Annotated in this window: 14 protein-coding genes and 1 tRNA gene; 7 read left to right on the top strand and 8 right to left on the bottom strand. The window is 49.0% G+C overall.

Annotated features, from left to right (window positions below; genetic code table 11):
* The first annotated feature begins 299 nt into the window (after positions 1-299).
* Together ACFQ03_RS11815 and ACFQ03_RS11810 are read left to right on the top strand one after the other, a co-directional pair.
* Positions 300-1,181 carry a LysR family transcriptional regulator gene (locus ACFQ03_RS11815; protein ID WP_150960005.1) on the top strand — a complete coding sequence of 294 codons (882 nt, stop codon included), beginning with the start codon at positions 300-302 and terminating at the stop codon, positions 1,179-1,181.
* Positions 1,182-1,241: 60 nt separating this feature from the next.
* Complete coding sequence (locus ACFQ03_RS11810; protein WP_144939632.1) at positions 1,242-1,433, top strand: hypothetical protein; 192 nt, start codon at positions 1,242-1,244, stop codon at positions 1,431-1,433.
* Positions 1,434-1,476: 43 nt separating this feature from the next.
* On the opposite strand, the gene ACFQ03_RS11805 is transcribed toward ACFQ03_RS11810, so the two are convergent.
* A complete protein-coding gene (locus ACFQ03_RS11805; RefSeq protein WP_144939630.1) occupies positions 1,477-1,833 on the bottom strand; it encodes a phage holin family protein in 357 nt (118 codons plus the stop codon).
* Positions 1,834-2,193: 360 nt separating this feature from the next.
* Between ACFQ03_RS11805 and ACFQ03_RS11800 the strand changes: the two genes are divergently transcribed.
* Positions 2,194-2,266, top strand: a tRNA-Val gene (locus ACFQ03_RS11800).
* 104 nt (positions 2,267-2,370) lie between these two features.
* Here ACFQ03_RS11800 and ACFQ03_RS11795 read toward each other — a convergent pair.
* The 4 genes from ACFQ03_RS11795 to ACFQ03_RS11780 form a co-directional block, all read right to left on the bottom strand.
* A complete protein-coding gene (locus ACFQ03_RS11795; protein WP_379288286.1) occupies positions 2,371-2,679 on the bottom strand; it encodes a WGxxGxxG family protein in 309 nt (102 codons plus the stop codon).
* A gap of 25 nt (positions 2,680-2,704) precedes the next feature.
* Positions 2,705-3,223 (bottom strand): DUF3231 family protein, encoded by a 519-nt coding sequence (locus ACFQ03_RS11790; protein ID WP_379288284.1) that lies wholly within the window; start codon positions 3,221-3,223, stop codon positions 2,705-2,707.
* A gap of 315 nt (positions 3,224-3,538) precedes the next feature.
* Positions 3,539-4,906 (bottom strand): MATE family efflux transporter, encoded by a 1,368-nt coding sequence (locus ACFQ03_RS11785; RefSeq protein ID WP_379288282.1) that lies wholly within the window; start codon positions 4,904-4,906, stop codon positions 3,539-3,541.
* 116 nt (positions 4,907-5,022) lie between these two features.
* The gene (locus ACFQ03_RS11780) at positions 5,023-5,577 is read right to left on the bottom strand and encodes a helix-turn-helix domain-containing protein (protein WP_144939613.1); all 555 of its coding nucleotides are present in this window, start codon (positions 5,575-5,577) and stop codon (positions 5,023-5,025) included.
* Between the two features lie 347 nt (positions 5,578-5,924).
* Here ACFQ03_RS11780 and tdh point away from each other — a divergent pair, with 347 nt between their 5' ends.
* From tdh to ACFQ03_RS11765, 3 genes are all read left to right on the top strand, one after another.
* Positions 5,925-6,962 (top strand): L-threonine 3-dehydrogenase, encoded by a 1,038-nt coding sequence (tdh, locus tag ACFQ03_RS11775; RefSeq protein ID WP_144939640.1) that lies wholly within the window; start codon positions 5,925-5,927, stop codon positions 6,960-6,962.
* A 59-nt stretch (positions 6,963-7,021) separates the two neighbouring features.
* Entirely contained in the window at positions 7,022-8,191 is a 1,170-nt protein-coding gene (locus ACFQ03_RS11770) for a glycine C-acetyltransferase (RefSeq protein WP_144939612.1), read from the top strand.
* A gap of 149 nt (positions 8,192-8,340) precedes the next feature.
* Positions 8,341-9,039, top strand: a complete 699-nt coding sequence (locus ACFQ03_RS11765; protein ID WP_144939610.1) for a glycoside hydrolase family 73 protein — start codon at positions 8,341-8,343, stop codon at positions 9,037-9,039.
* On the opposite strand, the gene ACFQ03_RS11760 is transcribed toward ACFQ03_RS11765, so the two are convergent.
* The 3 genes from ACFQ03_RS11760 to ACFQ03_RS11750 form a co-directional block, all read right to left on the bottom strand.
* Entirely contained in the window at positions 9,032-9,514 is a 483-nt protein-coding gene (locus tag ACFQ03_RS11760) for a hypothetical protein (RefSeq protein ID WP_144939608.1), read from the bottom strand. The two genes, ACFQ03_RS11765 and ACFQ03_RS11760, sit on opposite strands and share 8 nt — an antisense overlap.
* Positions 9,515-9,640: 126 nt before the next feature.
* Entirely contained in the window at positions 9,641-10,156 is a 516-nt protein-coding gene (locus ACFQ03_RS11755) for an acyl-CoA thioesterase (protein WP_144939606.1), read from the bottom strand.
* A gap of 131 nt (positions 10,157-10,287) precedes the next feature.
* Positions 10,288-10,833, bottom strand: coding sequence for a DUF1572 family protein (locus tag ACFQ03_RS11750; RefSeq protein WP_144939638.1), 546 nt, complete (start codon positions 10,831-10,833; stop codon positions 10,288-10,290).
* Positions 10,834-11,103: 270 nt separating this feature from the next.
* On the opposite strand from ACFQ03_RS11750, the gene ACFQ03_RS11745 reads away from it, so the two are divergent.
* On the top strand, positions 11,104-12,363 hold the full coding sequence (locus ACFQ03_RS11745) for a Gfo/Idh/MocA family protein (RefSeq protein WP_144939604.1): 1,260 nt from the start codon (positions 11,104-11,106) through the stop codon (positions 12,361-12,363).
* Positions 12,364-12,435: the final 72 nt, after the last annotated feature.

Below are 12,435 nucleotides of genomic sequence, written 5' to 3'. Positions count from 1 at the left end.
AGCTAGGCTAATAATCCAGTGTAGAAAACATTGTAGTGAATTTTACACAAGAGTCAGGACTTGACCAGGCACAGCTGCGGCTGTGTCTTTTTGTAAAAAGTTTGAAGTTCATTAGAGCATTAATATAACCAGTTTCTAATTGGTATAAAAAGCTTCCTCTAATACCGGGTTATTCGTCTTCGAGTAGTTCATTAGGAGCTTTTTTATTGATTTTTGCCGGAAGCTCCAATATAATTTTTGTATAATCATTATAAAAAATATTAATATTATTTATATATAATATAAAGGGGGTTTATGTCTTGGTTGAAAATATGGAGTGGTACCGCGCTTTTTATTTTACCGCTATTACCGGCAGCTTATCCAAGGCGGCGGAAGAGCTTTTCATCACTCAGCCGGCGGTCAGCTATTCGATCAAGCAATTAGAAACCCGTCTGGGGGGAAGATTATTCTTTCGTACTCCCAAAGGCGTTAAATTAACGGCGGAAGGGGAGGTGCTGTTCAAGTATATTGAGCAGGCATATCATTTCATAATGACAGGAGAAAAGCAGATCGCCGCTATGCATAATCTGTTGAGCGGGGAAATAAAAATCGGGGCCAGCGATACGCTGTGCAAATATTATCTGCTGCCTTATGTCGAAGCTTTCCATCAAAATCATCCCGATATTAAAATCAAAGTGACCAACCGCACGTCCAGGGAATCGATAGAGCTGCTGAAGCGGGGGAAGGTCGATCTGGCCGTTGTCAACCTTCCTCTGGAAGATAAGCAGGTAACGATTCGGGAGAGCCTGGAGCTGCAGGATTGTTTCGTAGCCGGGAGCTCCTATCGGGAGCTGGCGGAGAGCGGTCCCGTCTCTTTGGACACGCTGCTATCTCATCCCATTATAATGCTTGAGCAGGGAAGCAGCATCCGTCGTTATATCGATCGGTATGCAGAAGAGAACGGGAAGGAGATTTATCCCGAGATCGAGCTTGGAAGCATCGATTTGCTAACCCAGTTTGCCCGAATCGGATTGGGAATAGCTTGTGTGATTCGGAATTTCGTTGAGGAGGAGCTGAGAAGAGGGGAGCTGCTGGAGATTCGTCTGAAGAAGCCGATTCCTCCGCGGAAGATCGGGATAGCCGTGCTGAAGGAGGTTCCGTTATCCTCTGCCGGACAGACCTTTATGGATATGCTGCCGTAATCCTAGAGCCGGATATAATCGTACTCGCAGGCGGGTAATCTAACCCTGGGAGGCGATAGCATGATAAGCGGGTATAAACTGCGGAATGAGGATGATTTCGAGAGGGCGATGAAAGCCGGCCGGACGGTTTCCGTCTGGCAGAAAGGTTATTGCATGGATGATGGAGGGGCGATTCAATGGGTTGCCTCCGATGCCGTCATCATTAATGGAGCCCGTTATGACAAAGCCTGTAACGAATTTCGGATCGTCTGATCCGAGCGCGCGCCAATACAGGACTATGAAGCCCCAGAGATAGTTATCTCTGGGATTGCTTTCCTACCGAAAACAAGCTTAACACGATGGTTAGAATCACATAAGTCCAGAAACCGTTAATTTCAAATCCGGTTAAATAAGTATCCAGCAGCCACAGCTTGATCGGGGTCAGCACTACCGAAGCCAGAAGCAATAACGGGGTCGTCACGCATCCGACACCCAGAGGTATCGCAGCGAAGGATACGATCAGCAAGAAATTAAATAAGTAGCCTATAACAAACATAAATAAAGAAGCAATGATCAAAGTCTGCAAGTCGGAGATGGCGACATATTCGGAGAAATACTCGCTTCCGACCCAAAATACGGCTAAGGTGACAAGTAAATTGATAAGATTTCTCATTCTATCCTCCCGAATTCGTTAAATAGAGTTATGGTTTTATTAAAATATAAGCCAGAAAGTATAAGATTCACCATCTCCCTGTTCTTATATTTCATCAGTATACGCACGCGTCCAAAGGACGACGATAGCCGTTTATCCTTGGTTATGAATATGTAGATGCTGTACGGCATGTATGCTCTCTTTCACTTGTTGAACATCTGTGTCCTAAGCGCTATCTTCACTTATAGTAATACGCTCATTACCTGTGCTGGTTTCAATCATGTTGTTCTACGCCGGAGAAACCATTCAGAAGAAAATAAAAAAATCAGTTGACAGTTCTATTCTTACTTGGTATTATATTAATTGTCGCTGAAATCATATGACCTGATAGCTCAGCTGGGAGAGCGCTATCTTGACAGGGTAGAGGTCACAGGTTCGATCCCTGTTCAGGTCATAATGAAAACCCCTTGATAATCAAGGGGTTTTTGCTTATTTTGATAAATAAACACCCCCACCTGGTATGGTCAGGAGGGGTGTTTGTTTTTTTGCTACCGTCCCTTATTTCTCAACTTCTCTTGTTCTGTTTCTTAAACCCGCAAGACCGATCAAACCGAGAAGGCCCAGCCATCCCCAATTATTTCTGTTATTGTTATCAGCGAAGGCCCTCGTATTATTATTTCCGTTCCAGTTATTCATGGTTCCGTTGTTATTGGCATTCATAGTTCCGTTGTTATTGTTATTCGAGTTTCCGTTGGTTGCCGTATTTATAATACGCGCATTCGTCGGAATCATATCTGCCGCGAAGGCATACGAAGAGAAGCTTAGAATCAAAACAGCGATCAGCGTAATTGCAGTTAATTTTTTCATGGTCAGTTTTTTCTCCTTTCGTGTTTTAAGCATTAACGGGCTCAGGTCTTTTTATTTGCAGCGGTGGCGGGACCAACCAGCCTTTTGCCTTATTCATCTCAAGAATTCTGAGACCTAAAGCTGTTTTGGTCGCGTGATATTTAGCAAATAATGCTCCAATATCTTCTCTGATGGACTTGCCCATAATTTGGCTGCAAGCAACCATACTTGCTACGTTGTCTGCTGCGACAAGAGCTGCGATTTCCTGGTCGCTAATTCTTGCGCCCATAGGAATATCAGCAAGCTTGGCCTCGGGCCTTTCAGGCAGTGCCGGGGAAGGCACAATATCGTTGTTCGTTAGAATGGCGTCACATTCTTTGGCTTCCAACTCTGCCTGACCGATTAAATCATTCAAAATCGCTTTTAAGTCTTTGTCTCCTGCGTGGAAAGAGTAAGCTCGATAGACTGAACTGCAGCCTTTGGCCTTCATTGAAAACGACCAGACATCATAAACTTCGCCGTAATGAAGGGGTTCGTCTTTAGGATTTCCGCTTAATATACCCACGGTAACAAACAGCTCCTTGTGTTTTGGTGGTAACGATGGTTATAATGCCCTTTATTTTGAATTATTATGCCTTAGCCAGGCAACGGCTTAAATATAGGGGCCATTTCTTATCGCCAAATTGCTTTGTTAGCCGATTTTGTCTATGTTTTTGTAAATATTGGTAATCATTAGGTCAGCGGATGAAGGAAATAAAATGCGTGTGAACTTGTTATGCCTTTTCTTATAAATTCAAAAGCGTCACGGATTCAGGTAAGCCTGGATCCGTGACGCCTTTTATTGTGAGGATAATGATTGAATAAAAATAGGAAGAAGAACTTATACGTGATTAAGAACCGCAGTCCGACTTGTTTTTCTCTGGACGTACAGAAGCCTTAAGAGAAGACAAACCGCACCCATAGCCAGTCCTGAAATTAATCCGATCCAGTAGCCGAACGCCCCAAGCGAGGTATAATTGGCCAGCAAGTAGCCCGTCGGCAGCCCGATGCCCCAGAAAGAGATCAATGCGACTATGAAGGTAACGTTAACGTCCTTATATCCGCGAAGAGCTCCCTGAATCGGCGCCGCGATGGCGTCGGAAAGCTGAAAGAAGATGGCAAAGTACAGGAATTGCTTGGTCAGCTCAATGACGGCCGAATCGTTCGAATAAAGGCCGGCTGCCTGTTTATTGAAGATGAATAAGGCAATCGCACAGAGAACGGACATGAAGACAGCCATGGCGATTCCGATGTAGCTGTACTGCCGGGCGTCGGCTATCCTTCTTGCACCGACTTCGAAGCCTACCAGGATGGTCAGCCCCATGGAAATGCTCAAAGGCACCATGTACAAAAAAGACGCGAAATTAATCGCAGCCTGATGCGCGGCAATCGTAATCGTATTAAAGTTGCTCATCAGCAGAGTGACCGCGGCAAAAATTCCGGTTTCCAGCATAATGGCGAGCCCGATAGGAACTCCGATCTTTAACAATACGAACCATTCCGCCAATGAAACCGACGGAAATTTTTTGAGCACTTGAAAATGGGTGAAGGGCTCATTCCGGTAAACGACTATAGCAGCAATAAGACAAATGCACCAGTAGGTAATGGCGGTAGCTATTCCGGCACCGACGCCTCCCATCGCGGGAAAGCCGTATTTTCCAAAAATGAGAACATAGTTCAAGAAGACATTGATGGGCAGGGACAACAGCGTAATGAACATAGTTACGCGAGTGTGGCCCAAGGCGTCGATGAAGCAGCGCAATACGGTATACATAAACAGCGGAAACACTCCGAAGGCGAGCGCGATCAGATAATTTTTCGCCACATCATGAACTGCGGCCTCCAGCTGCATCAGGCCAAGAATCGCATCCAGAGCAAACATTCCGATCAGGATAAGCACTCCGGAGATGGCCACCGACAAGTATAATGCCTGCATAACGGATAGTGGAACCAGTTTTTTCTGTTCGGCTCCAATCAGCTGGGCGACTGTCGGTGTCACGGCCAGCAAAATGCCGGTAAGTCCGGTGGAAACCGGCACCCATAGACTCGATCCGATGGCAACGCCGGCCAAATCCTCAGGACTGACATTGCCGGACATCACCGTATCAAAAAAATTCATCGCATAGCTGGCGAGTTGGGTGACAAGAATCGGGAGCAGAACGATCAATAAAGTACTTAGCTTCTGACGCAAGGTAAAAGTTTGTTTCATGGTTTTCTCTCTTATCCATAATTATTTATATAAAATAGGGGTGAATAACCGTAGAATACGTATAAATCAGGCTTTCTGGCCGTTAAACACAGATAGTCTCAAGACGTGCTCCCGGTTCAGTTCGGGTAATGAATAATAACATGGAACCGTGTGACGGTTGGAGCCAGGTTCCGGTAGACGTGCGGCCGATCGGCGGGAAAATGAATCGCGCTGTGGGCGCAGACTTGGAAGGATTCATTTTCGATTTCGACTTCCAAGTTCCCTTCGAACACGAGAATCCATTCCTCCACCCCTTCATTGTGGGGCTCCGATGGATGTACACACCCGGGGTCAATTTCCACGGAATATACTTCAAATTGTTTGGCGGAATTGAATGGGAATAACGGGTAAGTCCGATAAGCTCCCTCTTCAGAAAGAAAAGGTTCGAGAGCTTCCGTGCGGACGACTGAAATTTCGGGCGATTCTTCTTCCACCAGGGTAGTGAATGAAATTTTGAGCCCGGTCGCGATTTTCCAGAGAATGGAAATCGTCGGATTAGTATCGCCCCGTTCTATTTGTGCCAGCATAGCTTTACTGACGCCGGTGACTTCCGCCACCTTGTCCAGGCTCAAGCCCCGGGCTTTACGAATTCGATGCAAATTTCTTCCAACTTTAATATGAATTTGTTCCATAAGCTGTTCAGCCTCTCCTATGCCGCATCTTTCTATAGCTATTGCTTCAATTTCAGGCTTCCGGCGGAAGCTCCGCTTCGCAAATCCTCCTCAGCCCGAATATACGAATCGCCCCCATTATACACAATCCATTCGCAAAAAAATAGAAAAAAAGCAAGCAAGCCGTTAAGTTTTCCACTCTCGAAGGCAAATCGCCAAGGGATTAATACCTCTCTGTGCATAATCTAAAAATAAAAGTAAAAAAAGAGTTGTTCAATATAACATATATTTGTATAATATAACAAACAAGGTCAATGTCCTTATTATTCCATTTTCCAAAGAGGGAGGAGGGATGTTCTGTGAAACAGATGGAGGCTTTAGTGAAGGATAGACCAGGCCCGGGAGCTTCTCTTGCCAAAGTTCCGGTACCCGTCTGCGGACGCGATGAAGTGCTAATCAGGGTGCAGGCCAGTTCGATATGCGGGACCGATCTCCATATTTACAACTGGGATGAATGGGCGAGGAATACCGTGGCGGTTCCTAACGTGTTCGGTCATGAATATGCGGGGGTGGTTGAACAAGTCGGAAGCGAGGTAACGAACGTTAAGCCCGGTGACTATGTGACCTCGGAAGGCCATTTCGTTTGTGGAGTATGCCGGGCTTGCCGGACGGGAAACGCGCACGTATGTACGCGAACAAGAAGCTTCGGGATTACCGTTCCCGGGTGCTTTGCCGAATATACGGTCGTTCCCGCCAGCCATGTCATTCATAATCACCCGGACCTGCCTCTTAAGACAGCATGTCTGCAGGATCCGTTGGGCAATGCGGTTCATACCGTACTGGCCGGGAGCATCGTTGGAAAAAGTGTGGCCATAGTCGGAGCAGGCCCCATCGGATTAATGGCGATAGCCGTAGCCAAGGCATGCGGAGCCGGAACCATCTTTGCGGTAGATGTAAACGGATACAGATTAAAGCTGGCCAAGCAAATGGGAGCGGATATCGTGCTTAACAGTCTGGAAAACCCCGATTTTGCCGATCCGATACGCAGTTTGACGGATGGGGAAGGAGTGGAGGTGCTTCTGGAGATGTCAGGCCATCCGGGAGCGATTCGGGAGGCTCTGTCCGCCGTCGCCAATGCCGGCCGGGTCTCGCTTCTCGGAATTCCGACCAAGGAGGTGCCTATCAATTTAGCCCAAAGCATCATTTTTAAAGGGCTGCGGGTGGAAGGTATCACCGGAAGACGAATGTATGATACCTGGTACCAGATGAAGGGTCTGCTGGACAGCGGAAGAATCGATCTTCAGCCGTTGGTGACGCATACGTTCAAGCTGGAGCAATACGAGGAAGCGTTCGAGCTGGTCCGTTCCGGACAATGCGGGAAGGTTGTATTTCTCCATGAGGGGTAAGAGCCGGCTGTTTTTGCTAATGGAATTATATGAATACGAAATCCTGGGAGGGGAAGAGGATGTATTCCAGCTTCGAGCAAGAGCTGACGAAGATTAAGGAGGAAGGAAGATACAGGCCGCTGACGGTTTGGGATAGTGCGCCGGGAACGTGGATGACGCTGAACGGCCGGAAAATCCTGCAGATGTCGTCCAACAATTATTTGGGGCTGACCGGCCATCCCGAGATGAAGGAGGCGGCCAGACAGGCGCTGGAACGCTATGGAGCAGGCAGCGGTTCGGTCCGGACGATTACAGGTACTCTCGATATTCATGATCAACTGGAGGAGGAATTGGCCAAGTTCAAGGGGACACCCGCGACCCTGGTGTTCCAATCGGGCTTCACCGCCAACCTGGGAATATTGGGCTCGATTCTGAGCGATCAGGATCTGGTCATCAGTGATGAATTAAATCATGCCAGCATCATCGACGGCATCCGGTTGACCAAGGCAAAGCGGAGTATTTATGCACATAAGGATTTGAATCAACTGGAAGCTATTTTGCAGACGTCAGGGTCCTACCGCCGTAAGGTCGTCGTGACCGACGGGGTATTCAGCATGGATGGGGATATTGCTCCGCTTCCCGGCATTGTTGGGCTGGCGGAGAAGTATGGGGCGATCGTATATGTAGACGATGCTCATGCCAGCGGGGTATTAGGCAGGAACGGCAAAGGCTCCACGGATCATTTTTCGCTGCACGGCCGAGTGCACATTCAAGTCGGAACGCTGTCCAAAGCGGTTGGTGCCGTCGGAGGCTACATGGCCGGGGAGCAGGTGCTTAAGGATTACCTGATTCACAAGGCCAGGCCGTTCCTGTTCAGCACATCCCAGCCGCCTTCGGTTGCGGCAGCCTGCCTCGCCGCGATCCGTATCCTGCAGCGGAGCGAAGATTTGATCGAACGACTATGGGCGAACGCGACTTATTTCCGAATGAGTCTGAAGCAAATGGGCTTCGACACCGGAAGCAGCGAGACACCGATCATTCCGGTGATCATCGGCGACCCGAAACGAACGATGCAGTTTTCGGATCGAATGCTGCAGGAAGGAATTTTCGCTCAAGGGATCGTTTATCCGACGGTCCCGATGGATAAAGGACGGGTGCGTTTTATCGTAACCGCCTTGCATACGATGGAGGATCTGCAGTTTGCCCTTGACCGGCTGCAGAAGGCCGGTCGGGATTTCGGCCTGATTTAACGGCGGCGGCCCGGGAATGATACTTATACTGCAAGAAATGCTCTGGAAAAGCGGCTAACGTCCTCCGTGATCTATACGGAACGGCCCCCTGGGAAGTTGAATAAGCAAGTAATAGGAAAGTTATTTGCGAATCAAGGGGGGATGAGAGGGTGACGAGAGAACAATTTATTAAGCGAATCGCTCCTATAGCCGTGCAATTGCGGGCCGAGGGCTCGCCGATTTTTCCGTCCGTCCGGATTGCCCAATCGATATTGGAAACCGGAGGCACGATAAATCCGTGGAATAATTTGGTCGGATACAAGGTGGGGGGAGGGGCCATAACCCCTTATTGGCAGGGAAAATCGGTAAGGAAGCTTACCTGGGAGGTCTACGACGGGACCAGACAGGATCGCGTTCCTGCCGATTTTCGGGCTTATGACAGCATAGAGGACGGATATAGGGATCAGGATCTCCTCTTCGAGAAGGACAGATATCGGCGCGTCAGGGAAGCCGAAAATCCCGAGGAGCAGGCGGATATGCTGTATATGTCGGGATATGCGACCGATCCGAATTATGCCGTAAAGCTGAAGATGCTGATGGCCTCTTACGGTTTGGGCCGCTATGACGAAGAGGCCGTACAGCTGCGGAAGGAATGGCAGGAGCGGCTTCAACAATTGGAGCAACGGAAGCAAGCGCTCCAAGCCCGGCTGCAAACGTTACGGCAAGCGCTGGCCATGACGGAAATTCCCGAATGGGCTAAGGAGGCCGTGGAGAGAGCCGTTCAGTCCCGATTAATCGATACGCCCTTGAATGGCAGCTACGATTTTTACCGATTATTGACCATTCTGAAGAGAAGAGGAGTTATATAGTGCGCTGGCTCGAGGAAATGCCGGTATAAGGTGTTTTGTGGATTTTAATTTCCAGCCAGCCTCCTTTGCCGTTAACGATCGCCTTGGCATTGAAAGCTGCCTCGAAAAATTTCTTCTTGTCTTCGAACTGGTGCAGGGCCATTCCCGGCCTCAATTCGTATTCAAAGACATAGTACTCATCATCGATTTTCTCGCTGAAGCGGATCAGGGCAGGAAACAGCTTGACGGTTCGCTTGCCTCGATCGATTTTGACAAACAAACCGGTACGTTCAAAAGTAGCTCTCATCTTGCGAACGTTACGGTTCTTGTTGGATGAATACCATAAATAGAAGAAAAAGGTGAGAATGACGGAGAGTGCAAGCAGTTTCCCCCGGTTGGCTTCCAGGAAAAAGGAAATCGTGTCCAGGGATGAATCGAACGGATTAAGAAGCATCCGGATCACCCCCAGCGCATAACGGTCTCCGGAAGCCTCCATCAGAAGCATTCCGCATAGCCGGGAGATTCCCTAGCGGTCTCATGGTCAGAACCCCTTTCCCAGCAGACATTTACTACAAGAATATGTTGTCCTAATGAAAATAGTCCACTGGAAAGGAAGAAAAAGCTACTCCCAAGGAAATGAAATGCCGAATGTTTCGGCCAGCTGCTTGCTTTCGATCCGGCGCTTGCTGCGCGCTTCCGCGCGGGCGGGAGCGGAGTCATGCAGCAGCTTCTCCTGCGGGGTCTCCGGGATGGCCTTGGGAACCTCCGTCGGCCGGCCATCGTCTCCCAGAGCGACATACGTTAAAAATGAAGTGGCACAGACCATTCTTTCCCCGGTGTGTAGGTCCTCCGTAAGCACTTTGACAAAGACCTCCATCGATGTCCGTCCGGCCCAGGTTACGAAGGCTTCCAGCGATACTTCGTTGTCTACCCGGATTGGCTGAAGAAAATCAATCGAATCTGTTGAAGCGGTGACGACCGGACGTCTGGAGTGGCGCATGGCGGCCCGGGCTGCTACGTCGTCAATGTAAGCCATCAGCTTGCCGCCGAACAAGGTATGATGGTTGTTGGTATCCGGCGGAAGCACATAACTGGACAGGACTGTACGGGACTGTTTAACTGGTTTAGCATTCATCATTCATTCTCCTTGATCTGGTTGGTATAGTCGTTTTAAGGTAAGAGGCGGGCTTTAAGTTGTTCCGAGATACCAGAAGCCCCGCTTACCGGCAGAAGAGGTGCTGGAAGGGCCCAGAAGCGGTAGCAAGGAAACTACTCCCGCTTCATCATCTGCTCGTTGAATTGCCGCGAGCCTCCTTTTGGAATCGACAACGTTTGCCATTCGGAGGATTTGATCATTTTAGCGAGAAAAACGATTTGTCCGATATGATAGCCGTAATGGGAAACTTGACGCTGGATTGCCTGGATGACCGTATGCGGTTCATTGCGGATATAAACGGTCTTGAGCAAATCATCTTCCGTCAGCTCTTCCAGGGCACGGAAGACCGCTGCCCAGCCTTGCTCCCACATGCTTGTGAGCTGTTCCTTGTCTTCCTGGCGGGCGATGAATTCCTCGTCCCGGTTCCGGTCCGGCTTCTCGCCGTCTGCAGTCAGAAAATCGGTAAACCGGGAAAGCATATTTCCATACATATGCTTGACGATGATGCATACATTGTTGGATTCAGGGTCGGGCAGCCAATGCAATTCATCGTCGGTAAGCTGGGCGATTGCTTTATCTCCGTTGGTTTTCATACTCTTGAAAGCCTGGATCGATTCCTTTAGAAATACGTTGCCCACGGTGAGCGGTTTAGATTCCATCACAAGAAGCACCTCCATCTAAAATAACGGACTCTAATTTGACTTTAACACAGCGCTTTTGCCGCGGCAAAGCATAATGCATATCCCTTGGCCGAGACGGAAATTACTCCGTTCGCGGAAATTGAGAATTGATTTATCCGACGGACAACAAACAACAAATGAATGAAACTATGCTATAGTTAATGTTGTAATGGTTATAGCAAATGTGAACCGGAACGAAAGCGCTTTAATCGTTCCCCAAGTAGACTGATTACAGGGAGAGAACTGATTATGAAACTGATCACTGCAGTATTGATTGGAGCCGGCGCGAGAGGTGCTCAGGGATATGCTCCCTATGCTCTCGATTTTCCTCATGAGCTCAAATTCGTAGCGGTAGCGGAGGCGAATCCGGTCAGAAGGGCCAAGTTTGCGGAAGAACACGGAATTCCGGAGGACCGCTGCTATGAAACCTGGGAAGATTTGCTTAAGCAGCCGAAGCTTGCGGACACCGCATTCATATGTACCCAGGACCGGATGCACTATCATCCTACGCTTAAGGCGTTGGCGGCGAAATACCATGTGCTGCTCGAAAAGCCGATGTCTCCCGATCCGCGCGAATGCCTTGAAATGGAGAGGGCGGCCGCCGACAACGACCGGCTTCTGACCATTTGTCACGTTTTACGATACACTCCTTTCTGGTCGACGATTAAACGCCTTCTGCAGGAAGGAAGAATCGGCCAGGTGGTTTCAATACAGCTTAACGAGAATGTAGGTTACTGGCATATTGCCCACAGCTTCGTCAGGGGCAACTGGAATCATTCGGAGAAGTCCAGCCCCATGATTCTGGCCAAATCCTGCCATGATATGGACGTTCTGTCCTGGCTGATGGATCAGCCGTGCGTCCGGGTGAGCTCATTCGGCTCCTTGATGCATTTTCACTCCGGCAACGCTCCCGAAGGATCAACGGATTATTGTATTAACGGATGTGCGGTGGAATCGACATGCCCGTATTCGGCTCCGCGTTTCTATTTAGGAGAAGGCAAGGCTTGGGCCCGCCATTTCACCGAGGAGCTGACCCGCGAGAATATCGTTCGGGGCTTGAAGGAAACTCCCTATGGCCGCTGCGTCTATAAAAGCGACAATAACGTGGTCGATCACCAGGTAGTTAACATGGAATTTGCGAATGGGGCTACCGCGATGTTCAGCATGTGCGGATTTACCCGTCATCAGGAACGGATTATTCAAATAATGGGGACGAAGGGAGAACTGCGCGGTTTTCAGGATAAGATTACGGTTTCCGACTTTGTTACCCATGAGGAAACACAGATTACGATCCCTCCGCAGATAACCGGACATGGCGGAGGAGATTCCGGCATCGTCCGCAGCTTCCTGCAGGAGGTGAGAAGCTACGGCAGCGGGGGAGAAAGCCTTACTTCGGCTTCCGCATCCGTACGCAGCCACCTGATGGCGTTCGCCGCAGAGGAATCCCGGTTAAATAACGGTAAATCAATTGATCTGTCCGAATATGCAAAACAGCTTATGAACTCATGATATCCCGGTTTAAACGGATGAGAGGCGTATCCTTCGCGATAGGCCTCTTTTCTATTGCCGTGTTGTCCCCAT

This window comes from Paenibacillus residui, from assembly GCF_042677205.1.
GTDB lineage: Bacteria > Bacillota > Bacilli > Paenibacillales > NBRC-103111 > Paenibacillus_L > Paenibacillus_L residui.
The sequence above is the reverse complement of the archived record's forward strand: the minus strand, read 5'-3'. Positions and strand labels throughout refer to the sequence as shown.

Excerpts from the sequence above, each read along its gene's own strand:
- ACFQ03_RS11770 (WP_144939612.1), top strand. The coding sequence starts at position 7,022 with ATGTATTCCAGCTTCGAGCAAGAGCTGACGAAGATTAAGGAGGAAGGA.
- ACFQ03_RS11750 (WP_144939638.1), bottom strand. The coding sequence starts at position 10,833 with ATGGAATCTAAACCGCTCACCGTGGGCAACGTATTTCTAAAGGAATCG.
- ACFQ03_RS11780 (WP_144939613.1), bottom strand. The coding sequence starts at position 5,577 with ATGGAACAAATTCATATTAAAGTTGGAAGAAATTTGCATCGAATTCGT.
- ACFQ03_RS11785 (WP_379288282.1), bottom strand. The coding sequence starts at position 4,906 with ATGAAACAAACTTTTACCTTGCGTCAGAAGCTAAGTACTTTATTGATC.
- ACFQ03_RS11760 (WP_144939608.1), bottom strand. The coding sequence starts at position 9,514 with ATGGAGGCTTCCGGAGACCGTTATGCGCTGGGGGTGATCCGGATGCTT.
- ACFQ03_RS11810 (WP_144939632.1), top strand. The coding sequence starts at position 1,242 with ATGATAAGCGGGTATAAACTGCGGAATGAGGATGATTTCGAGAGGGCG.
- ACFQ03_RS11805 (WP_144939630.1), bottom strand. The coding sequence starts at position 1,833 with ATGAGAAATCTTATCAATTTACTTGTCACCTTAGCCGTATTTTGGGTC.
- ACFQ03_RS11795 (WP_379288286.1), bottom strand. The coding sequence starts at position 2,679 with ATGAAAAAATTAACTGCAATTACGCTGATCGCTGTTTTGATTCTAAGC.
- tdh (WP_144939640.1), top strand. The coding sequence starts at position 5,925 with ATGGAGGCTTTAGTGAAGGATAGACCAGGCCCGGGAGCTTCTCTTGCC.
- ACFQ03_RS11745 (WP_144939604.1), top strand. The coding sequence starts at position 11,104 with ATGAAACTGATCACTGCAGTATTGATTGGAGCCGGCGCGAGAGGTGCT.
- ACFQ03_RS11755 (WP_144939606.1), bottom strand. The coding sequence starts at position 10,156 with ATGATGAATGCTAAACCAGTTAAACAGTCCCGTACAGTCCTGTCCAGT.